Raw genomic sequence first — 21368 nt, 5'->3', positions numbered from 1 at the left:
GTCAGCGCACTCGCCTTACTTGATGAAGCTGATGTTGAGCAGCTTGTTCGGCGAACCGGTCTTGATGTCGGTCAGCTTGTCGCTCACCGCGTTGTTCACCAGCGCGTCGCGGACTTCCTGCGGCGTCGCCTGCGGGTTCACCGAGAGGTACAGCGCGACCGCGCCCGCGACGTGCGGGGTGGCCATGCTGGTGCCGCTCTTGGTCGACGTGCCCGTGTCGTTGGTGTGGATCGCGGACACGGTCGCGGTGCCGGGGGCGAAGATGTCCAGGCACTTGCCCCAGTTCGAGGCGACCGAGGCGCCCTGCCACACCGCGCGGGCGTCGTTCTGCTGGGTGGCGCCCACGGTGATCGCCTCGGGCACCTTGGCCGGGGTGAAGCTGCAGGCGTCGGCGCCGGAGTTGCCGCCGGCGATGGCGAAGGTGACGCCAGCGGCGACCGCCTTCTTGACCGCGTTCTCCAGGGCCGCGTTGGTGCCGTTGCCGCCGAGGCTCATGTTGGCCACGGCAGGCTTCTTGGCGTTCTTCGCGACCCAGTCGATGCCCGCGATGACCTGCGACCACTGGCCGGAGCCCTGGCAGTTCAGCACGCGCACCGCGACCAGGTCGGCCTGCTTGGCCACGCCGTACTTGGTGCCGCCCACGGTGCCTGCCACGTGCGTTCCGTGGCCCTGGCAGTCGCTGGCGTCGGCGTCGTTGTCGATGAAGTCGTAGCCGCTCTTGGCGCGGGTGCCGAACTCCTGGTGGGTCAGCCGCACCCCGGTGTCGAGGATGTAGGCGGTCACGCCCGCGCCCTCGTTGGCGTAGGTGAACTTCTTGTCCAGCGGCAGGGACTGCTGGTCAAGACGGTCCAGGCCCCACTCCGGGTTGAGCTGCTCGCCGGCGAGGCTGACCACGCCGTCCTGCTCCACGGTGGCCACCCGCGAGTCCGCGGCCAGCCGCTTGGCCTGCCGCTCGCTCAGCGAGACGGCGAAGCCGTTGAGGGTCTTGTCGTAGGTCGCGGTGACCTTGCCGCCGAACCGGGAGGCCAGTTCCTGCGCACCGGCAGCGCCATCCTTCAGCGTGACGATGTAGCTGCCCGAGACCGCGTTGGCGGTACCGGCGTTGAGGATCTGGCCTTCGGCTGGCGCGGCGAGGCCGGGCAGCGCCGAAGCGACCAGGGCGAGCAGGGAGGTGCCGGCGATCAGCCCGGCGCCCAGTGCGGCCCTGCGTCGGTCTCGTGCCATCGATTACTCCGTTCACTCCGCCGTGTAGCCCTCACCACACGGAGTTGCGGCTGCCTCAGGGGGGCGGTTACTCGCAGCCACTTGAACTAGAGTGATTGACCCGAACGGAGTAAGCAAGGCGACGTTAGTAGGTCGCGTTACAGCAAACTTTCAACTTAAAGTCACAATTTAGTCAGCTGAGACCCGGATGAGTGCCTGTGACCTCGTCGAACACCAGCCAGGTGCGGGTCGAGCGGACCCCCAGCACCTCCTGAATCCGCTCCAAAACGATCTCCCGCAGGGCCTGGTTGTCGGGTGCGCGCACTAGCACGAGCACGTCGAAGTCGCCACCGACCATGGTCAGGTGTTCCACGTACTGAATCGAGCGCAACTGCTCGGACACCTCGCGCCACGAAGCCTGCTCGATGGTCACCACCACCATCGCGGTGGTGCCCAGCCCGGCCCGCGCCGGATCGATCCGGGCGCCGAACCCGGTGATCACCTTGTCGGCTACCAAGCGGTCGATTCTGGCGTAGGCGTTGGTGCGCGAGATGTGCAGCCGCTCGGCCAGCGTTCTGATCGAGATCCGGCCGTCCTTGGCCAGCACTCTCAGGATCGAGCGGTCCACCTCGTCCAGAGAGGTGGCCATCTGTCCGCCCGCTGAGCCAACGGCACCGCTGTCGATGGACATATTGCCGCCTTTCACGTTTCAGGTAAGCCGTTTGTCTGCTGTTTCTGGCACATCTTGAGCCAGCCACCCGTACGGGGCAACCATTTGAGGACGCCTGTCAGACAGGGACGTCCGACTAGGAGGTTCGCCGTGACCGAAGCTCCCGCGCGCCCTGACGCGCTGCTGCCCTCCGTGACCCCGGTCCGGTTCCTCGCCGAGGACGGCAGCCCGGCCGACTATCAGGCCGGCTACGCCGAACCGCCCGTGGCCCTGCTCCGCGAGGCCTACCGGCGCATGATCATCGGCCGCCGGTTCGACACCCAGGCCACCGCGCTGACCAAACAGGGCCGCCTGGCCGTGTACCCCTCCAGCCGCGGCCAGGAGGCCTGCCAGATCGGCGCCGTGCTCGCCCTGCGCGACACCGACTGGGTCTTCCCCACCTACCGCGAATCCATGGCCCTGGTCGCCCGCGGCCTGGACCCGGTCGAAGTGCTCACCCTGCTGCGCGGCGACTGGCACTGCGGCTACGACCCCAAGGCCGCCCGCACCGCACCCCAGTGCACCCCCCTGGCCACCCAGACCCTGCACGCCACCGGGCTGGCCTTCGCGGAGAAGCGGCAGGGCCGGGACACCGTGGTGCTCGCCTTCATCGGCGACGGCGCCACCAGCGAGGGCGACTTCCACGAGGCCCTCAACTTCGCCGCCGTGTTCAACGCGCCGGTGATCTTCCTGGTGCAGAGCAACGGCTACGCCATCTCGGTGCCGCTGTCCAAGCAGAGTGCCGCGCCCGCGTTGTCCTACAAGGGCATCGGCTACGGCGTGCGCTCCGAACAGGTCGACGGCAACGACCCGGTGGCCATGCTCGCCGTGCTCCAGGCCGCCGTCGAGCACGCCCGCTCCGGCAACGGGCCCTTCCTCATCGAGGCGCACACCTACCGGATGGAGGCGCACACCAACGCCGACGACGCCACCCGGTACCGCGAGGACGAGGAAGTGCAGCGCTGGCTCGGCCGGGACCCCATGGCCCGGCTGGAAAAACACCTCCGCGACCTCGGCGCACTGTCCGAAGAGGACATCGCGGCCTGGACCGCCGAGGCCGAGGCCAAGGCCGCCGACCTGCGCACCCGGATGAACGCCGAACCCGTTGTGGCGCCGATGGAGTTGTTCGCGCACGTCTTCGCCGAACCCACCAGCCAGCTCCGCGAACAGCAGGAGATGCTGGCCGCCGAACTCGACGCCGAGGAGCGCTGAGATGCCGAACCTGTCCATGGCCCAGGCGCTGAACCACGCGTTACGGGACGCCATCAAAGAAGATGAGCGAGTGGTGGTCTTCGGGGAGGACGTCGGCGCGCTCGGCGGCGTCTTCCGGATCACCGACGGCATCACCCGCGACCTCGGCGAGGACCGCTGCTTCGACACCCCCCTGGCCGAGGCCGGGATCGTCGGACTGGCCGTGGGCATGGCCATGGGCGGGATGAAACCCGTGGTGGAGATGCAGTTCGACGCCTTCGCCTACCCCGCCTTCGAGCAGATCGCCTCGCACGTGGCCAAACTGCGCAACCGCACCCGCGGCGCGCTCTCGCTGCCGATGGTCATCCGGGTGCCCTACGCCGGCGGCATCGGCGGTGTGGAACACCACTGCGACTCCAGCGAGGCCTACTACGCGCACACCCCCGGCCTCAAGGTGGTCACCCCGGCCACCGTCGAGGACGCCTACTCGCTGCTGCGCGCGGCCATCGACGACCCCGACCCGGTGATCTTCCTGGAACCCAAGAAGCTCTACTGGGCCAAGGCCGACGTCGAACTCACCCGCGGCGAGCCCTTCGGCCGGGCCGCGATCCGCAGGCGCGGCAAGGACGTCACGCTCATCGCCTACGGCCCGTCCACCCCGGTCGCGCTGCAGGCCGCCGAGGCGGCCAAGGAGGAGGGCTGGGACGTCGAGGTCGTGGACCTGCGCAGCATCGTGCCCTTCGACGACGAGACGGTGGCCGCCTCGGTCCGCCGCACCGGCCGCTGCGTGGTCGTGCAGGAGGCCCAGGGCTTCGCCGGGGTCGGCGCGGAGATCGCCGCCAGGGTGCAGGAACGCTGCTTCCACTCCCTGCACGCGCCCGTGCTGCGGGTCAGCGGCTTCGACATCCCCTACCCGCCGCCCATGCTGGAACACGCGCACCTGCCCGGCGTGGACCGGATCCTGGACACCCTGGACCGGTTGCAGCGCGACGACAAGCCGGACCTGCGCTACGTGGCCGAGGTGGTCGCGTGACCCAGCAGGTGTTCCGGCTGCCCGACCTCGGTGAGGGACTGACCGAGGCGGAGGTGGTGAGCTGGCGGGTCGCCGTGGGGGACACGGTGACCGTGGACCAGGTCGTGGTCGAGGTGGAGACCGCCAAGGCCGCGGTCGAGGTGCCGATTCCCTTCGCGGGCACCGTGTTGACGCTGCACGGCGAGGCCGGTGCGGTGCTGGAGGTCGGCAAACCGCTGATCACCGTCTCCGGCGAGGGCACGCACGAGACCTACCGCACCGAGGAACGCGCCGGAACCAAGGAACCTGAGGGTTCCGGCAACGTGCTCATCGGCTACGGCACCAAGGAGGACAACGGATCCCGGCGTCGCCGCCGCCGTCAGCCCGCCCCCGCCCTGGTCGCCGCCGTGCCCGCGCCCGAACCCGCGCTCGCCCCCCGGGTGATCAACCCGCTGGTGCGCGGACTGGCCAAGCAGCACGACATCGACCTCTCCGCGATCACCCCCAGCGGACCGGCCGGGATCGTGCTGCGCAAGGACGTCGAGGCCGCCATCGCCGCGGCCGGCAACGCGCCCGCCGCGGTCACCCTGCCCGATGCCGGTGGGCCGGAACGGATCCCGCTGCGCGGGCTGCGCCGGGCGGTCGCGGACAAGCTCAGCCGCAGCCGCACCGAGATCCCGGACGCCACCACCTGGGTGGACGCCGACGCCACCGCGTTGCTGGCGGCCAAGAAGGCGGTGCAGGCGGCCTGCCCCGAGCAGAAGATCGGCCTTTTGGCCCTGTTCGGCCGGATCTGCGTTGCCGGACTCAAGCGTTACCCGGAACTGAATTCCTCTGTGGACGGTCAGGCCAGGGAGATCCTGCGCTGGCCGCACATCAACCTCGGCTTCGCCGCCCAGACCGACCGCGGCCTGGTCGTCCCGGTGGTGCGCAACGCCGACCGGCTGAGCACCGCCGAACTCGCCGCCGCCATGGCCGCGCTCACCGAACGCGCCCGCACCGGCACCCTGGAACCGGCCGATCTCACCGGCGGCACCTTCACCCTCAACAACTACGGGGTGTTCGGCGTCGACGGCTCCACCCCGATCATCAACCACCCGGAGGCGGCCATGCTCGGCATCGGCCGCATCATCGACCGGCCATGGGCGGTGGACGGCCAGCTGGCCGTCCGAAAGATCACCCAGTTGTCCTTCACCTTCGACCACCGGGTGTGCGACGGTGGGGTGGCCGGTGGTTTCCTCCGCTTCGTCGCCGACGCCGTCGAGTCACCGCTCGGCCTGTTGGCCCGTCTGTGATCATCCGGCTGTTGACCACCCGTTCGCCCGCGATCCGAGGAGAGGGCATGTCCGCCCAGGACTTCCACGCCAAGCACGCCGAGCAGCTCGACCACGCGGTCACCGCGATCGACGCCCGCGAGTACTGGTCGCCGTTCCCCGAGACCCCCAGCAAGTCGGTCTACGGCGAGGACGCGGCCCCCGCCGGTGAGGCCGCGTTCAAGGCGTTGCTGGGCCAGGACTACCCCCTGGACCAGCCGGGCATCCTCGAGCACGTGGGCACCGAGGTCTCGCCGTTCGGGCTGGAACTGGGCATCCGCTACCCGCGCAGCGAACCGGCCGAGCTGATCGCGGCGGCCAAGGTTGGCATGATCGCCTGGCGGGACGCCGGGCCCGCGGTGCGTGCCGGGGTGGCGCTGGAGGTGCTGCACCGGATCAACGCGCGCAGCTTCGAGTTCGCGCACGCCGTGCAGCACACCACCGGCCAGGCGTTCGTGATGGCCTTCCAGGCCGGTGGCCCGCACGCCCAGGACCGCGGCCTGGAGGCGATCGCCTACGCCTACGCCGAGCAGTCCCGCCAGCCGCGCAGCGCCCGCTGGGCCAAGCCGCAGCGCAAGGGCGACCCGCTGGTGATGGACAAGACCTTCACCGCGGTGCCGCGCGGCGTCTCACTCGTGGTCGCCTGCAACACCTTCCCGACCTGGAACACCTACCCCGGCCTGTTCGCCAGCCTGGTCACCGGCAACCCGGTGATCGTCAAGCCGCACCCCGGCGCGATCCTGCCGCTGGCGCTGACCGTCTCCATCGCCCGTGAGGTGCTCACCGAGGCGGGCTTCGACGCCAACCTGGTGACCCTGGCCGTGGAGGCCCCCGGCAAGCCGATCGCGGCGGACCTGGCCACCCACCCGGACATCCGCATCGTCGACTTCACCGGCTCCACCGAGTTCGGCGACTGGCTGGAGAGCAACGCCCGCCAGGCCGTGGTCTACACCGAGAAGGCCGGCCTGAACACCGTCGTGGTCGACTCCACCGACGACTACAAGGGCCTGCTGCGCAACCTGTCCTTCTCCCTGTCCCTCTACAGTGGACAGATGTGCACCACCCCGCAGAACATCCTGGTGCCCGCGGGCGGCGTGCGCACCGACGCCGGTGACCGCACCCCGGAGGCCTTCGCCGCCGACCTGGGCGAGGCCCTGGACAAGCTGCTCGGCGACCCGGCCCGCGCCGCCGGCACCCTGGGCGCCATCGTCAACGACGGCGTCAAGCAGCGCCTGGCCGACGCGGAGACCGTTGGCGCCGTCGCGCACGCCTCCACCCCGGTCGAGGACCCGGAGCACCCCGGCGCCACCATCCGCACCCCGCTGGTGGTGCGCCTGGACGCCAAGGACGAGGAAACCTACACCCGCGAGTGGTTCGGCCCGATCTCCTTCGTGATCAGCACCGACTCCACCGAGCACTCCCTGGACATCTTCCGCACCTCGGTGCAGGCCAAGGGCGCGCTGACCGCCTCGGTCTACTCCACCGACCCGGCCGTGATCGACGCGGCCAGGGAAGCGGCGCTGACCGCGGGCGTGCACCTGTCGGAGAACCTGACCGGCGGCGTGTTCGTCAACCAGAGCGCGGCCTTCAGCGACTTCCACGGCACCGGGGCGAACCCGGCGGCCACGGCGGCGCTGACCGACCCGGCGTATGTCACGGGGCGGTTCCACATCGTGCAGTCGCGCCGGCACGTTCCGGCCTGATCGATCTCCCGCTGTGCCGGTTCGTCCGGCACAGCGGGGGCTCACCTTCGGTAGGAGCGGTGGGACCAGAACGCCGCCACCGAGACCCACATCAGCGCGGTGAACGTGAAGAACACGACCCCGAGGGCGGTCGGCAGCAGACGGTCACACGTTCGGCCCGCGGCAACAACAGTGGCGTCGCCAGGATCAGCACCCCCGCGATCCCGATCGCCACCCGCGCCCCGGTGAACCCCGCCAGCACCCCCCACAACGCGGTCAGCCCCGCCACCGTCAGGTTGCCGCTCACCGTCCACGCCGCCAGCACCCGTGCCGACCGATCGGTCGGGACCTCCGCGAGCCGGTAGGCCGCGAACACCGGGTTGAACACGCCCATGCAGGTCACCAGCCCGAACTGGACCGCGATCACCAGCAGCAGGCCCGGCAGGCCCGGTCCGACCAGCACCAGGCCGACCGGCCAGCAGACCCGGGCCACCCCGGCCACCCGCAGCACCCGCGCCGTGCCGAACCGGGTCACCAGCCGGGGTGCCAGTCGCGCGCCGAGCAGGCCGCCCAGACAGGGCAGGGCGAAGGCCAGGCCGTACTCCCAGAGGGTGAAACCCAGCTCCCGCACCATGAGCACCAGGGCCAGCGGGGCGGTGGCCATGATCAGGCCGTTGGTCAGGATCGTGTTGCCCAGCAACAACTTCAGCCCGGGGTGGTGCCAGATGTGCCGCCATCCGGCGAGCAACTCCCCGGACCGGGAGGTGGCGGCGCGCTCCGGTGGCCGCTCCCGTCCACCGGCGGCCCGGATGCCCGCCGCCGACAGCAGGTAGCTGACCGCGTCGGCGACCAGGGTGGCCATCGGGCCGAACGCCGCGATGGCCAGTCCACCCAGTGGCGGACCCAGGGTGGTGGTGGTCCAGGTGGTGGCTTCCAGGCGGCCGGTGGCGTGCACCAGGTCCTCGCGGCGCACCAGTTGTTTCAGCCAGGCGCCGCTGGCCGATCGGGCGGCGATGTCGGCGACCGCGGTCACCATCGACACCACCAGCAGTTGGGTGAAACCCAGCCACCCCAGCGCATAGGCCGCGGGCACGCTCAGCAGGGCCGTGCAGCGGAGCAGGTCCGCGCCGATCAGCACCGAGCGTTTACGCCGGAACTCCACCCACGGTCCCAGCGGGATCCCCAGCACCGCCCCGGCCGCCAGGCCCGCCGCGGCCAGTACGGACACCTGCGCCGTCCCGGCGTCCAGCACCAGCAGGGCGACCAGTGGGAAGGCCTGGATGGCGAGGCGGCTGCCGAGTGAGCTGACCGCGAAGGAGGCCCACAGCCAGCCGAACTCCCGCCCCAGTGATGTCCGCACGGGGGAGATCCAAGCCAGCGCCCGCCCGATGGCGCAAACAACCGACACGCCCAGATCCACAACGGCTGGTTGTGGAAACCGGAATGCGCCGCCGCGCCGGTGCCGGCAGGCTCCGGGCATGTCGATCATTGACGTGTCGCCGGGGGTGTCCATCGCCTACGAGACCTTCGGCGACCCCGGTGACGCCCCGATCCTGCTGGTGATGGGCTTCGGCGCGCAGCTGCTGTCCTGGGAGGCGGACTTCTGCCGGGAGCTGGCCGGGCGCGGCCGGTACGTGATCCGCTACGACAACCGCGACTGCGGGCTGTCCACCAGGTTCGACGACCACCCGGTCGACATGGCCGCGGACGGGCTGGGCCTACTCACCGCGCTCGGCATCGACCGCGCGCACGTCTTCGGCGCCTCGATGGGCGGCATGATCGCCCAGACCATGGCCATCACCAGCCCGGACCGGGTGCTGACGCTGACCTCGATGATGTCCTCGACCGGGGAGAAGGAGTACGGCCAGCCCACCCCCGAGGCCCGCGCGGTGCTGTTCAGCCCGCGGCCTGCCGAGCGCGAGGCGCACATCGCCGCGGCCGAGCGGGACCTGGTGTGGGCCTCCCGGCGGCACGGCGACGCCGCGCTGTTGCGGGCGAAGGCGGCCGAGGCATACGACCGCGCCTACTACCCGGCCGGGGTCGGCCGCCAGCTCGGCGCGATGATCCTCAGCGGTTCCCGCGCGGCGGACCTGGCCAAGCTCCAGGTGCCGACACTGGTGATCCACGGCCTGGACGACACGCTGATCGACCCCAGTGGCGGGCGGCGCACTGCGGAACTGGTGCCGGGGGCGGAGTTGCTGCTGATCCCGGACATGGGGCACGACCGGCCGCGGGTGCTCTGGCCGCGGATCATCGACGCCGTGGCGGCGCACACCGGCTGAGCACCCGCGGCGGTCAGGAGTTCAGCCGCTGGTGCACAGGGTGTCGAGGCGTTCCAGGGTCTTGGTCATGCCGGGCAGCCAGGTCTCGCCCTGACCGATCGAGGCGCGGTGCTGCTCGGCCATGTCGGTGAGGTCGAAGATCTGGGTCACCACGGTGGCATCCGGGCCGTCGGGGCTCAGCTCGAAGATCCACCGCTGTCCCCAGGAGCTGCCCGGCTCCGGGTGGCCGTGACCGGCGACCGGCTGCCAGCCAATGCGCTGGTCCGGCTCGAAGGCCACCACGTGGTTGTCCATCTGGTAGTCGCCGAAGGGCTTGTAGTACATCTTCATGGTGAAGACCTGGCCGACATCGGAGATCGCCCCCTCGAACACGGCCTCGCGGAGCATGCGGGAGGCGTCCAGTTCCACGTGCCGCCGTGGTTCGGCCAGCACGCGGAAGATCTCAGCCGCCGGGGCGGCGATCCGCCGCGATACCGACACCTGTTTCGTTTCCTCGGTCACGATCCCCACCCTAGCCAGGGCACCGACAATCAGGCGGTGACTCCGGTGAAACAGTGTGGGCGCAGGAATTCCTCGGCCGCCGCGGCCACCTCGGCCAGGGTCAGGGCGTGCAACTGGTCCGGGTAGGTCAGCAGCCAGCGCGTGCTCAGACCGTAGACGGCGTACCCGGCCGCGGCGGTGGCCAGGTCGGCCAGGCTGGCCACGCCGAGCCTGGTCATCCCGATCGCGTACTGGCGGGCCTGCTCGAACTCGTCCGGCGTTGGCGTGAAACCGGTCAGCAGGGCCCGGATCTCGGTGACAATGCGTGGCACGGAGGCCGGGGCGCCGGTGGTGTCCAGCAACAGCCAGCTGCCGCCGCGGCTCACCTGGAAGGTCGAGGTGGCCGAGTAGACCAGGCCGAGTTCGGCGCGCAGCCTGCGCATCAGCCGGGAACTGGTGAGGCCGCCGAAGACCTGGTTGGCCACGTCCAGTGCGGCACAGCGCGGATCGGTGGAGTCGACGGCGGGGGCGGCCAGCAGGATCAGGCCGGTCCCGGCCTCGCCGGTGATCTCGGTGGACTCGCGGTAACGCAGTGGCGGCACCGAATACCGGGTGGGCGGGCCCTGCCAGCAGCCGAAGAGTTCGGTGGCCAGGGCGATCTCGGCGGGACCGACCGATCCGGCCAGCACCAGCACGGCCTCCTGTGGGGTGAGCACGGCCTGGTGCACCCGGCGCAGGTCCTCGGGTGTGGTCGCGGGTGGCCGGGCGTTGGCCGGGTCGGTGGCCAGGGGGTGGTTCAGGAAGCGTTGGGACAGCAGGGCGCGCTGGGCCTGGGTGCGTGGGCCGGGCACGGTGTTCGCGGCCCTGGCCCAGGCGTGGTTCAGTTCGGCCGCGGTGTAGCAGGGGGCGACCAGGACCTCGTGCAGCAGCCGCAGCAGCTGGGGCAGGCCGGTGCACAGCACGCTGCCGGACAGGGTCAGCTCCTCCGGGCCGACCAGCACGTCCAGGCGGCCACCGCAGTCGGCCACGGCCTCGGCGAAGGCGTTCCGGTCCCGGTCGCGGGCGCCGGTGAGCAGGCAGGCGGCCAGCAGGTCAAGGGAGGCCGCCTCCGGACCGACCCTGGCGAACGGGATGACCAGGCGGACCTCGGCCACCGGGATGCGCCGCTCCGGGATGGTGAGCAGTCGCAACCCATTGGGTAGCCGGATCTCCTCCGATGTGGACAGTCCACTCACGACGGTCCTTCCTCGCCGGACAGCACTGTCCGGCCGTGGCCGCCCAGTGCGGCGGCGGCCGCACGGACAGCGTCGGGGCTCAGACCGGCCAGTGATCCCGGCAGCGGCGCGGTGCCCAGCACCTGACGCCGGGCCAGGTGCCGCACCCGGCTGAGCACGTGGTCCTGCTCCTGGTGGTGGTTCAGCAGGAGCCGGTTGACCGCGCGGTGGTACTCGGCGGCCTCGGGGCCGGACACCGCGATCCGGTGCACCTCGGCCTCCAGGGCGGCCACGGCCTCGGCGGCGGTCGCGCCGGGGCGGCGGCGGATCCGGCCGGCGGCCAGATCCGGGGCATGGTGTTCCAGGAAACGGCCCTGGTAGCCGGTTTCGAAGGTGGCGGCCAGCACCGGGCCGCCGGAGCGGACCAGGGCGGGGATCCGGCTGCCGGTGAGGATGGCGGCCAGCAGCACGGTCGCGAGGTACTCGGCGGGATCGGCGGGCAGGACGTAGCCGATCGCGAGCTGGTCCGGGGCGAGCGGGATGGCGGCCGGAGTCGGCTCGGCGGCGAAAGTTGTTGGTGTGGCGGGACTTCGGGTGGGCAGGTCGGCGAACTCCGCCTCGATCAGGGCCAGGATCCGGTCGGCGTCGAAGCTGCCCGAGATGGTCAGCGTGAGGTTTTCCGGCCGGTAGTGGGTGGTGATGAACGCCTGGCAGTCGGCGGCCGTCACCTCGGCCACCTCGGCCGGTTCGCCATACGGGTCAAGCCAATCGGGCCGGGACAGCAGTGCCCTGGACAGCGGTCGCCACGGGAAGCCGCCCCGGGTGCGGGCCAGGATCCCGCGGATCTCCTCGACCACCACCGGCAACTCGGCTGCCAGGCCGTCGGTGCCGAGTTCGCGCAGTCGCCTGGCCTCCAGGGCGAGCAGGCCGGGCAGGGCCTCGTCGGGCAGCACGGTGTGGAACAGGGTGAGGTCGCGGTGGGTGGTGGCGTTGCTGGATCCGCCCCAGCCTTCCACCCGGTCGGCGAAGGCCGATTCCCGTTGGAACATCAGGTGTTCCACCACGTGCGCGAGACCGTGGCGACCGGGTGGGTCGGCGCCGGAGCCCGCGGCGACGGTGAGCGCGACCGCGGTCAGACCCGGCCGGGCGGCCGGGTCCAGCAGCACGGTCAGACCGTTGGGCAACCGGGTCACGCCTGGTCGTCCGCCTCGAACACCGAGACGTACACCGCGGCGCCGTCGTCGACGGCCTGACGCTTCCAGCCCGCGAACCGCTCCACCAGGCGCAGTCCGGCCCGCGCGGCCATCTGGTCCAGCTCCCCCGGCCAGATGTAGCGCAGGAAGGTCACCGCGACCTCGGGCTTGCTGCTCTCGTCGAAGATCGAGGTGGTCAGGAAGATCAGCTGCAGGGCGCGCACGGTCTTCATCGACTCGATGACCACCGAGTTCGGACCCAGCGGGTAGGTGTTCATCTCGGTCTGCTGCTGGGAGTGGAACTTCGCCGGTTCGAAGGTCTCCAGCACCACCCGGCCGCCGGGGGCCAGGTGCGCGCGGGCGTTGCGCAGTGCGGCGACCTGGTCGTCCGAACTTTGCAGCAGGCACAGTGCGTTGAAGGAGCCCAGCACCAGGTCGAAGCGCTCGTCGAGCCGGTAGTCGGTGAAGGTGGCGTGCGTGACGCCGACCCGGCCTTCCGGATCGCGTTCGGCCAGCTTGGCCAGCATGCCCTGGGAGGCGTCCACGCCGTGCACGCGGAAACCCTTGTCCACCAGCGGAACCGCCAGCCGTCCGGTGCCCACGCCCAGTTCCAGCACCGAGGCCCCGGCGGGCAGCAGACCGGCCACGAAGTCCGCGCACTCCTCGTCGTTGGGGCCGGAGGGGTACATCAGGTCGTAGACCGGCGCGGTCTGGTCGCCGTACATCCCGGCGTAGGCGAGCTGGTCGATCGAGGCGAAGGCCGCCTCGCTGGTCTGGGTCATGCTGTCTCCTCCAGGTTGCGGGCCGGATCGGCCGGGTTGATCCGCGCGGCGCGGAAACTGTTCCGCAGCAACAGGTCCAGTGGTGTCTCCGGGGTGCGGGCGTGCCCGAGTAGGGCCTCGGCCAGTGCGGCGCTGCGGTGCTGGCCGAAGCTCATCGAGGCGTACTCCGGCCGCGGGTCGGCCGGTTCCCAGGCCCGCGCGATGCCGGGGGCGAGGCGTTCGGCGAAGCCGGAGGTGCTGGCGCCCAGGCCGGGTGAGCCGTCCAGTTCGGCGGCGATCTCCTGTTCCACCAGGGGTTCCGCGCCGGGCAGGTAGACCACGACGGCGTCCCGGCGCGGGTAGGCCGCGCGCACCGACAGCGCCTTGGCGCGGTACCGCAGTCCGCGGGCCTCCAGGGCCTTGAGCACCACGCCCCACAGACCTGGTGCGGCGTCGGGTTCGGTGACGTGGAAGAACATCCGGCGCAACCCGGCCGCGCTGCCGAACCCGCCGCGTGAGCCCTCGACCAGGAAGAACCCGGCGGAGACCGCGGGCCGCCGGGACGGCATGTCCAACTCGATCCAGTCCCCGGGGTTCAGCTCCACCCCGCCGGGCACCGATTCGGCAGGCACCCCGGCGCGCACGCCGAGCAGTCGCACCACCACGTCCCCGGCCGGGGTCACCCGCAGCACCTCGGCGGGCACCGGCGCGGTGTCGTGCGGCACCACCCCGGCCAGCGCGTGCTCGAAGTCGTGATCGCGCAGACTGCGATCGGGCAGGGTTTCGGTGCTGGACAAGGTGGTCTGGCCGGTGTGGATCTCGTTGTACAGCGCGGCGGCCAGCTTCGCGCGCAGCTCGCGCACGGTCCGGCCGCGCACCGTCAGACCGCAGACCTCGGCGGAGAGATCGGCCAGGTCCACCGAGATCCGGTCCAGGTAGCCGGGCAGGCTCATGTCGTCACCTCGGTGTCCGAAGTGGACAGTCCAAGTAGGCCGGTGGTCGCACGCGGGTGCAGCAGCACGGTGCGGCCGACGCCGGCGGCGGCGCGGGCGATCGGGCTGAGCACCGAGCGTTCCCGGCCGATGCTGAGCAGCCGCTCGAACAGTTGCCAGCCCGCGAAACCCGCTGCCCGCTCGGTGAATCCGGGGTCCACCGCGCCGCGCCGGTCCAGATAGGCCCGCCAGAACGCCTCCAGGCGGCCGCGGTAGCCGCGGAAGGCGGTGACCCCGCGCTGCACGATGTCCTCGTGCCGCAGTTCGGGCGCCTCGCTGTCCATGATCTTGAAGGTGGCCTGGAACAGCCACTCGCCGAGGAACGCGCCGACATCGCGGGCGGCATCGGCCAGCCGGAACTCCTCCCAGTCCAGCAACCGCAACTCGTCCCCGGCCAGCACGAACTGGTCCAGCCGCAGGTCGGTGTGCGCGGGGACCCGCGGCGCGGCCGCCTCCAGGGCACGCAACCGGTGCACCGCGGCCAGGAACGCCGCGTCCTCCTGCATCAGCGCCCATGCCTGCAACTGCGCCATGCTCAGCTCGCCCAGCACCGCCAGCGGCAGCGCGGCCAGCAGTTCCAGCGAGGGCAGCTGCGGGGGAGTGGCCTCCAGCTCCGGCCCGTCCAGGCTGTGCACCTGCGCCAGCAGCGATCCGGCCCGTGCGGACAGGTGCTCGTCGAACAGCCCGTCCTGCACCAGTTCCGCGCCGGAGCGGGACCCGGTGAGCAGTTCGAAGACCTGGAGACCGTCCACTTCGGACCAGCCGAGGCAGCGTGGCGCGGGGATCCGGCCTGCGGAGAGTTCCTCGAAGGCCACCGCACGCCGCAGTGCGGCCGGATCGGTGAAGTGCTTGACGAACACCGCCTCGCCGGTGCCGGTGGTGCCTGCCCAGTTGGTGTTGCGGCCGCCGTAGGAGGTCAGCCCGTCGGCGGGCAGTGCCCCCAGGCCCAGGCGGGTGAGCAGGGTGTTGACCGCGGTGGCGGGGGCGGTCGGGTTGAACCGGTGCCGGGTGGTCTCAGCCGAGCGCACGCTTGCCCTCCTCGTCGATCAGGTCCGCGGCCAGCGTCAGGTAGCGCGGCAGCTGGTCGTTGACGCCGACGTAGACGGCGTGGTCGTGCAGGTGGGTCAGGAAGCGCAGCACCGCGGCCCGGCAGGTGGCGGCGGCGTCGAAGTCCGGGCCGTAGCCCCGCAGGAAGGCCTCGGCCAGCCGCCGGCAGTCGTGCGGCACCCCGGCGAGCACGCCCAGCCGCTCCTGTTCCCGCAGTTCCAGCAGCTCGCCGAGCAGCCAGCCCAGGTCCAGCTCGGCCGGTCCGGTGGCCAGCTCCGGGCCGCTGAACAGGCCGACCCGGCCCGCGGTCAGTGGCGGCACGATCGAGGCGAGCGAGACCCCGCCGTGGATCAGCGTGCCCGGTCGCGCGGCCCAGCTGCACCAGTACCGCACGGTGTCCAGCCGCTGCGTGCCCCAGACCGCCGCGGCCCGCGTGCGCAGTTCGCTGTCGCCGTCCAGCCAGCGCAGCAGCCGGGCCGGGCCGGGTGCGGTGGCCGAGACCGCACCGGGGGAGTCGTGCAGCACCCGCAGTGAGCGGCCGACGGCGTGCAGCGCGGAGCCGATCAGCGCCGGGACGTTGGGATGCTCGCGGAAGAGCCAGTCCGCGGCCGAGGACCGCCCCGACGCGCGATAGGAGTGTCCACTGTGGATGAACTCGGGAGTGGCGAACTCGGCCGGGGTGTCGGTGGGCAGCAGGGCGGCGACCTGCGCGGGCACCGGGGTGAGTGGTTCCGGGCGTTGCGGGCCCGCGGTGCGCAGCCAGCGGAAGGCCGAGTCGCCGTCGGGGTGGACCCTGGTGCGCTGGAAGCCGGTGCCGAAGTCCAGTTCGGCCTGCGGGGCCACGCCCAGACGGGTGGAGAGCAGGGACAACACGGTGGGCAGGTCGGCGGTCTCGCCGTCCGGACCGCCGGTGGCCGCACTGTGCGCGGCGGTCGGCCGGGCCAGCTCGAACCGCGGATCCGCGTCCAATGTGGACAGATGGGTGGCGATGGTTGGGCTGCGCTCGGCGCCGGGCGGCAGCGAGGGCGCGATGCCCACCGGGGCGGCGGTGAGCTGCAACGCGAGCAGCAGCGGGGTGTCGGTGAGGCCAAGGGCCAGCCTGGACAGGAAGTGCACGGTGGCCGCCTGCACCACGATGGCATCGGCCCACTCGGCCAGCTCCACGTGCGGGGCGACCGGCGCTGGCTCCTCGGTCCACTCGTCGAAGAACACCGGGGTCCTGGTCATCGCGGCGACCGCCTGCGGTGACACCAGCCTGGTCGCGCCGCGGGTCAGCGCGACCCGCACGGTGACGTCTGGATAGTTGTGCCGCAACCAGTTCAGCCAGAACGGCAGCATGCTCACGCCGAGCGCACCGGTGCCCACGACGAGCAGGTTGCGCACGGGTAGTTCGGGTGGTGAAAGCACACTCGGGACGAGTGGCGATGACGTAGACACCGTTCCCCCAGGATTGGTTGCTCGCCTGAGCGCACGTCAGTAGGGTGGGCGGTCGGACTGCGCTGACCAGCTATCAGCTCGGCCAGAGACTGTGTTTCCACGCTGGTCAGCGCAGCCCGCCGACCGCACAACTCACTCGAAAGAGTGACTTGTATCAGCCGTTCTTCGGGGTTTCTTTCAAATCCCCTATTCCTGCACTCACCTCACGTTATGTGGTTCGGGTGAAATGAGCGTCAAACCATTCGAACCATCAGCACATGAAGCGAATGGTCAGGATGGTGCCCTGCACGCACGGGATGCTGGACGGCGTGGCCGGGGTGATCGCCGGGGTGGCAGGCGTGATGCCGGCCTCCGCGGTGTCGTGCTCGGTCAGGCTCAGCTCCTCGGCCGTGGTGTAGGCCGCGTAGCCGGTGAACAGGTCGCGCTCCTGCATGTTCTGCATTGAATTCCCCTATACCTGGTACACGGGGGATGAGCAGGTCCGTTGGCGGTGGGCAAAGCCCAGCGAATGCGCCGTATCCAGCGGATACGTCAGGATCGTGCCCCCAGTTCAGACCTGCACTCGTTCCCCCAGTTGGAATGAGCAACACCTTCCTAGCATGGTCCAGAAGGCGGTTGCAACCGAAACATCCGTTTTCGCATTTGACGCTGAGGTCAATGGCGGTTTCCCTCCATCGACTGCCAGAGAATGGCCACTCGTCGCGGATCTGCGGTACGGTGCGGGCAACTGGGGAAATTTCCGGCGTTGCCCGCGGGTCACCATGCCGCCACGCCGGCCACGCGATATCTGGGGACTGACCTATGGCTACCCGTACCGGCGTCACCGCCGCGACCGCACTCGAAGACCCACCGGGCACGCTGTCCGCGGCGGAGGCGCAGGCCGCGCTCTACGCCCAGTTCGCACCACCCAAACCGGAACCCGGCGCCTTCCGCACGCTGCTGCGATACGCGCGGCCGCACCGCGGAGTGCTGGTGGTCACGCTGCTGCTGTCCCTGCTCGCCAGCGCGGCAGGCCTGGCCCAGCCGCTGGTCGCCAGGTCCACATTGGACGGTCTGACCACCGGCGGCGGCGTGCTCGGCCCGGTGTTGTTGTTGCTAGGCCTGCTCATCGGCGGCATGGCGGTGACCGGGCTGAACGCCTGGTTGCAGCAACGCACCTCGCAGCGGGTGATCCGGCAGGTCCGCCGCGGCCTGGTGCACCGGCTGATCCGGGTCAAGGTGGCCGAGTTGGACTCCCGGCAGCCGGGTGATCTCTCCGCCAGGGTCACCTCGGACAGCACCCTGTTGCAGAGCGCGGCCACCGACGGCCTGGTCATGATCGTCAGCGGCGCGCTCACCCTGGTCGCCGCGGTGGTGCTGATGGCCACCCTGCACCTGGGCCTGCTGCTGATCACCCTAGGCGTGCTGGTGGTGGTCGGCCTGCTGCTGATGGTGGTACTGCCCAAGATCCGGACCTCGGTGGCCCGCGCGCAGGAGTCGGTGGGCGCGGTCGGCGCCGCCCTGGAACGCATCCTGGGCGCGGCCCGGCTGGTCAAGGCCAACGGTGCGGAGGCGCGGGAGACCGCGCAGGCCAACGCCGCCGTGGACAGCGCGTACGAGGCCGGACTGACCAGCGCCAAGTACACCGCGGTGGTCAGCATGATCTCCGGGGTCTCGGTGCAGCTGGCCTTCCTGGCGGTGCTGGGCGTTGGCGGCATGTTCGTCGCGGCCGGTTCGCTCTCGCTGTCCGCGCTGATCGCCTTCCTGCTCTACCTGTTCTACCTCTCCGATCCGATCGTGTCGTTGATCAGCGGTTTTTCCACCCTGCAAACGGGTTTGGGCGCGATCGGCCGGATCGAGGAGGTGCAGCACATCCCCGCCGAGGACGATGTCGACCTGGACACCGCCCCGGCCCCGCGCACCCCGCCGACGGTGACCGTGCGCGGCGTGCACTTCCAGTACGCCGACCGCTCACCCGCGCTGACCGGCGTCTCCTTCACCGCCCGCGCCCGCGCGCAGACCGCGCTGGTCGGCCCGTCCGGAGCGGGCAAGACCACGCTTTTCGGTCTGCTGCAACGCTTCTACGAGCCGGAGCAGGGCGAGATCCGGCTGGACGACGTGGACATCGCCACCCTGCCCCGCGGCGAGGTGCGGCGCAGGCTGGCCTACGTCGAACAGGACGCCACCACGCTGTCCGGCACCGTGCGGCAGAACCTGCTCTACTCCGCGCCCGAGGCCACCGACGCCGAGATCGAGGAGGTGTTGCACGCCACCCGGCTCACCGAGTTCGTGGCCGGATTGCCGCAGGGCCTGGACACCTCGGTCGGCTCCCGCGGCGTCACCCTCTCCGGCGGGGAACGGCAGCGGCTGGCCATCGCCCGCGCGCTGCTGCGCCGCCCGGACGTGCTGCTGCTGGACGAGGCCACCGGCCAGCTCGACTCACGCAACGAACAGGCCTTGCGCGCCACCATCGCCAGCGCGGCCGAGCAGTGCACCGTGCTGCTGATCGCGCATCGCCTGTCCACCATCACCGAGGCGGACCAGATCGTGGTGCTGGAACAGGGTCAGGTCCGCGCCACCGGCTCACATCAGTCCCTTGTGGACAGTGATGACCTGTACCGCGAACTCGCCGCCACCCAGCTGCTCACCGGAGCCGCGAAGTGAGCGCCCCGGCCCGTGCCGAACCGTTCTTCGGCCCGTTCGCCACGCTGCGGATGCTGCCGCTGCCCGGGATGCGGGTGGTGGACCTGTACGAGGGCTTCTTCGCCGACTTCTACGGCGGCATGGCGGAGAACTTCACCGCCGACCTGACCTGGCTGGCCCGCCGGGTCGGCCCGGACCCGAAGCGGGTGCTCGATCTGTGCTGTGGCACCGGCAGGCTCAGCACGGTGCTGGCCACCGCGGGCCACACCGTCACCGGTCTGGACAACGCGCCTGCCATGCTCGCCCGCGCCGAACGCCGCCGCGCCAGGCTGTCCGCCGAGGTCGCCGCCCGCTGCACGTTCGCCGAGGCCGACGTGCTCACCCTGGACCTGGGCCGCCGGTTCGACCACGTGCTGCTCAGCGGACTGTCCGTGTCCACCTTCCTCGACCCGGCCGACCGGTCCCGGCTGTTCGCCACCGCCGCCCGGCACCTGAACCCCGGCGGCACCCTGGTCTTCGACCACCTGCCCGGCCCGACCGGACCGGAGGAACACCGCGAGGAACACGACGTCATCCCGCTCGGCCCCACCGGTGCCGGCGGGTTCGTGCTGGCCGGGACCCGGCGCAGTGCCGCCGAGGGCAGGCAGACCGCGAACTTCTACGCCGAGCGGATCGGCCAGGACGGCACCACCGACCGCTTCCTCTCGCACAACGTGCTCGCCATGCTCACCGCCGAGGACCTCGACGCCGAACTCGCCGCGCACGGCTTCCGGCCCGCCGTCGGCGAACTGCTGCACCCTGGCGCGTTGCTGGCCGAGCAGACCGGGATGGACCCGACCGCGTTCACCGGATCCGGGGAACTGGACCACATGCGGTTGCGCTTCGTGGCCGCCGAACTGGGGAGCCGAGTTTGACGAACCGGACACTGGCCGAGGACCTGGCCCTGCTGCTGCTCGAGGACACCGGCGGCTTCAACCCCAGACGCTCCGCCGAGGGCCTGTTCGCCGCCGCCCTGATCTTCGAGCTGGCCGACCTGGACCGGCTGGAACTCTTCGACGAGGAACACCGCCTCTTCGTCAAGGACACCACCCAGACCAGCGACAACCTGCTCAACGACACCCTCGCCCGGCTGGCCGAGGCCGAGGGCTCGATCGTCCGCGACGCCCTGGGCCTGCTCGCGGTCGGCCTCCTCGATCGGGTGATGACGCGACTGGCCGCGACCGGTCTGGTCCGGGCGGAGAAGCAGCGCAGGCGGCTGCTGTTCACCACCACGGTGTGGCCGCCGACCGAGACCGACACCCGGCACGCCATCCGCGCCCGGCTGTACGCCGCGCTGGCCGCCGCCGCCGAACCCGATCACCGCACCGAACTCCTGCTCGCCTTCCTGCACGCGGGCGACCTGCTGGATGTGGTCTCTGACCAGCCGGAACACGCCGAGCGGGCCGAGTCGCTGACGGAGAAGCTGTGGGCGCGGAACCCGGAGCTGGCGGTGTTCGCCGAGCAGGCGTTCCAGGGCTCCGGCGAGGGTGTCATCCCGATGATTTAGGACGTCATAGGATGCGGGCGTGCCTATGAACGACGCCCCGTCCGCGCTGGTCGACGACTTCGCGCTGCTCCTGCTCACCGAAGACGGCCAGTTCGCCACCCGGCGGTCGCTGGACGGGCTGTTCGCGGTCGCGCTGCTGATCGAGCTGGCCCAGCTGGAACGGCTGGAGTTGTTCGGTGACGACAACCGGCTCTTCGTCAGCGACGACTCCGACACCGGCGTGCCCGCGCTGAACGAGGCGCTGGCCACCCTGGAGGAGCACAAGGGGTCGGTGATCAAGGAGGCCATCGCGCGGCTGTCGACCGGGCAGAAGGACCGGGTGCTGGGGCGGCTGGTCGCCGAGGGTGCGCTGGAATCGCGTACCGAGCGGCGCCGGCTGGTCTTCACCAACACCACCTGGCACCTGGTGGACACCGCGCGCCGCAACAAGATCCACGCCGACATCAAGGCGGTGCTCTTCGGTGCGGAGGACCCGGCCGAGCAGGATGAGCTGATCGTCGGGCTGCTGTCGGCGGCCGCGCTGGTCAAGATCGTCGCCGGGCGCAGCAAGACGGCCAAGCAGATCGCGGAGAAGCTCTGGGAGCGGTACCCGGTCGCCGGTGTTGTGATCGATCTGGGTGTGCAGGGCGTGCCGGAGGGCATCATCCCGCCGATCTGATCACTCGATCGGAACGGCGGCGGCGC

Annotated in this window: 20 protein-coding genes; 9 read left to right on the top strand and 11 right to left on the bottom strand. The window is 71.0% G+C overall.

All coding sequences use genetic code 11. The features are described from left to right. Positions 1-15: 15 nt before the first annotated feature. Positions 16-1224 carry a S8 family peptidase gene (locus tag HNR67_RS32495; protein ID WP_185006059.1) on the bottom strand — a complete coding sequence of 403 codons (1209 nt, stop codon included), beginning with the start codon at positions 1222-1224 and terminating at the stop codon, positions 16-18. 172 nt (positions 1225-1396) lie between these two features. Next, entirely contained in the window at positions 1397-1852 is a 456-nt protein-coding gene (locus tag HNR67_RS32490) for an Lrp/AsnC family transcriptional regulator (RefSeq protein WP_221490135.1), read from the bottom strand. Positions 1853-2023: 171 nt separating this feature from the next. Between HNR67_RS32490 and pdhA the strand changes: the two genes are divergently transcribed. From pdhA to paaN, 4 genes are read left to right on the top strand one after another with little or no spacing between them, the layout of a single operon-like run. Continuing rightward, positions 2024-3124: a pyruvate dehydrogenase (acetyl-transferring) E1 component subunit alpha gene (gene pdhA / locus HNR67_RS32485; protein WP_185006055.1), complete on the top strand. Its 1101-nt coding sequence runs from the start codon at positions 2024-2026 to the stop codon at positions 3122-3124. A gap of 1 nt (position 3125) precedes the next feature. Beyond that, entirely contained in the window at positions 3126-4136 is a 1011-nt protein-coding gene (locus HNR67_RS32480) for an alpha-ketoacid dehydrogenase subunit beta (RefSeq protein WP_185006053.1), read from the top strand. Further along, positions 4133-5410, top strand: a complete 1278-nt coding sequence (locus tag HNR67_RS32475) for a dihydrolipoamide acetyltransferase family protein (protein WP_185006051.1) — start codon at positions 4133-4135, stop codon at positions 5408-5410. Before HNR67_RS32480 ends, HNR67_RS32475 begins: the two co-directional genes overlap by 4 nt. Before the next feature lie 47 nt (positions 5411-5457). After that, the gene (gene paaN / locus HNR67_RS32470) at positions 5458-7131 is read left to right on the top strand and encodes a phenylacetic acid degradation protein PaaN (RefSeq protein WP_185006049.1); all 1674 of its coding nucleotides are present in this window, start codon (positions 5458-5460) and stop codon (positions 7129-7131) included. A 91-nt stretch (positions 7132-7222) separates the two neighbouring features. Here the strand turns inward: paaN and HNR67_RS32465 are convergent, their stop codons facing one another. Next, on the bottom strand, positions 7223-8470 hold the full coding sequence (locus tag HNR67_RS32465; protein ID WP_312988505.1) for an MFS transporter: 1248 nt from the start codon (positions 8468-8470) through the stop codon (positions 7223-7225). 118 nt (positions 8471-8588) lie between these two features. On the opposite strand from HNR67_RS32465, the gene HNR67_RS32460 reads away from it, so the two are divergent. Beyond that, positions 8589-9392: an alpha/beta fold hydrolase gene (locus HNR67_RS32460; protein ID WP_185006046.1), complete on the top strand. Its 804-nt coding sequence runs from the start codon at positions 8589-8591 to the stop codon at positions 9390-9392. 21 nt (positions 9393-9413) lie between these two features. On the opposite strand, the gene HNR67_RS32455 is transcribed toward HNR67_RS32460, so the two are convergent. From HNR67_RS32455 to HNR67_RS32420, 8 genes are all read right to left on the bottom strand, one after another. Beyond that, positions 9414-9893 (bottom strand): SRPBCC family protein, encoded by a 480-nt coding sequence (locus HNR67_RS32455; RefSeq protein ID WP_185006044.1) that lies wholly within the window; start codon positions 9891-9893, stop codon positions 9414-9416. Positions 9894-9922: 29 nt separating this feature from the next. Next, on the bottom strand, positions 9923-11107 hold the full coding sequence (locus HNR67_RS32450) for a M16 family metallopeptidase (RefSeq protein ID WP_185006042.1): 1185 nt from the start codon (positions 11105-11107) through the stop codon (positions 9923-9925). Then, entirely contained in the window at positions 11104-12279 is a 1176-nt protein-coding gene (locus HNR67_RS32445; protein WP_185006040.1) for a M16 family metallopeptidase, read from the bottom strand. Before HNR67_RS32445 ends, HNR67_RS32450 begins: the two co-directional genes overlap by 4 nt. Then, on the bottom strand, positions 12276-13061 hold the full coding sequence (locus tag HNR67_RS32440) for a class I SAM-dependent methyltransferase (RefSeq protein ID WP_185006038.1): 786 nt from the start codon (positions 13059-13061) through the stop codon (positions 12276-12278). Before HNR67_RS32440 ends, HNR67_RS32445 begins: the two co-directional genes overlap by 4 nt. Then, a complete protein-coding gene (locus tag HNR67_RS32435; protein WP_185006036.1) occupies positions 13058-13993 on the bottom strand; it encodes a T3SS effector HopA1 family protein in 936 nt (311 codons plus the stop codon). Before HNR67_RS32435 ends, HNR67_RS32440 begins: the two co-directional genes overlap by 4 nt. After that, on the bottom strand, positions 13990-15060 hold the full coding sequence (gene lxmK, locus HNR67_RS32430; RefSeq protein ID WP_185006034.1) for a class V lanthionine synthetase subunit LxmK: 1071 nt from the start codon (positions 15058-15060) through the stop codon (positions 13990-13992). The genes HNR67_RS32435 and lxmK overlap by 4 nt, the downstream gene beginning before the upstream one ends. After that, complete coding sequence (locus HNR67_RS32425) at positions 15047-16444, bottom strand: flavoprotein (protein WP_185006031.1); 1398 nt, start codon at positions 16442-16444, stop codon at positions 15047-15049. Before HNR67_RS32425 ends, lxmK begins: the two co-directional genes overlap by 14 nt. A 322-nt stretch (positions 16445-16766) precedes the next feature. Next, on the bottom strand, positions 16767-16958 hold the full coding sequence (locus HNR67_RS32420) for a hypothetical protein (protein WP_185006029.1): 192 nt from the start codon (positions 16956-16958) through the stop codon (positions 16767-16769). 359 nt (positions 16959-17317) lie between these two features. Here HNR67_RS32420 and HNR67_RS32415 point away from each other — a divergent pair, with 359 nt between their 5' ends. The 4 genes from HNR67_RS32415 to HNR67_RS32400 are packed head-to-tail and all read left to right on the top strand — an operon-like array spanning position 17318 to position 21342. After that, positions 17318-19159, top strand: coding sequence for an ABC transporter ATP-binding protein (locus HNR67_RS32415; RefSeq protein WP_185006027.1), 1842 nt, complete (start codon positions 17318-17320; stop codon positions 19157-19159). Beyond that, complete coding sequence (locus HNR67_RS32410) at positions 19156-20052, top strand: class I SAM-dependent methyltransferase (protein ID WP_185006025.1); 897 nt, start codon at positions 19156-19158, stop codon at positions 20050-20052. The genes HNR67_RS32415 and HNR67_RS32410 overlap by 4 nt, the downstream gene beginning before the upstream one ends. After that, entirely contained in the window at positions 20049-20684 is a 636-nt protein-coding gene (locus tag HNR67_RS32405; protein ID WP_185006023.1) for a GOLPH3/VPS74 family protein, read from the top strand. Before HNR67_RS32410 ends, HNR67_RS32405 begins: the two co-directional genes overlap by 4 nt. 25 nt (positions 20685-20709) lie before the next feature. Further along, positions 20710-21342, top strand: coding sequence for a GOLPH3/VPS74 family protein (locus HNR67_RS32400; RefSeq protein WP_246493733.1), 633 nt, complete (start codon positions 20710-20712; stop codon positions 21340-21342). Positions 21343-21368: the final 26 nt, after the last annotated feature.

It is taken from the genome of Crossiella cryophila (assembly GCF_014204915.1).
Classification (GTDB): domain Bacteria; phylum Actinomycetota; class Actinomycetes; order Mycobacteriales; family Pseudonocardiaceae; genus Crossiella; species Crossiella cryophila.
This window is presented reverse-complemented; position numbering and strand designations above follow the sequence as displayed.